Annotated in this window: 1 protein-coding gene; it reads right to left on the bottom strand. The window is 74.6% G+C overall.

Annotated features, from left to right (window positions below; translation table 11 throughout):
* Nucleotides 1–52: 52 nt before the first annotated feature.
* The coding region (locus tag ABTU92_RS30495; protein WP_408095267.1) for a hypothetical protein at nucleotides 53–535 on the bottom strand (483 nt) is incomplete at its 5' end.

Raw genomic sequence — 535 nt, 5'->3', positions numbered from 1 at the left:
GAAGCGCGGGTGACTTTCGCGCGGATGATTTGAGGCCGCTGCGGCACCGGCGTCACCCCCGGTCGAGTTGCAGCCACCAGCTCGCATCGATCCGCCGCTCTAGGATCACGCCGCGGCGCCGGTCCGGTCCGGCCGGCGGCGGCGCGCGGGCGGCCACGTCGAGATCACCCGTGACGATCTCGGCCCAGGGCGCCGCGGGCCCCCGCACGAAGCTCTTGCCCGAGCCGCTGATGCCGAGCCCCGACGCATGGTGGACGAGCGTGATCCGGTCGCCGAGATTCACGACCGAGACGATGCCGAGCCGCGCGCACAGGCGGCGATGGCGGGCGAGGCGCTCGGCCGTGATGCCGGCGGCCTCCGGGGTCGGCGGGTCGCTCCAGTCGGCACCGAACCGGCGCAGGCCGCGATCCTCCGCCAGCATGGCGGCGAGCTCCTCGAAGCCCGCACGGTGCGTCTCGAAATGCGCCAGCATGGCCGCGTCGCTCGGCGGCGTATCCGGCCCGAACGGACCGCGTCCGAGCAGCAGCGCGACCGC

The organism is Rhodoplanes sp. SY1, assembly GCF_046000175.1.
GTDB lineage: Bacteria > Pseudomonadota > Alphaproteobacteria > Rhizobiales > Xanthobacteraceae > Rhodoplanes.
The sequence above is the reverse complement of the archived record's forward strand: the minus strand, read 5'-3'. Positions and strand labels throughout refer to the sequence as shown.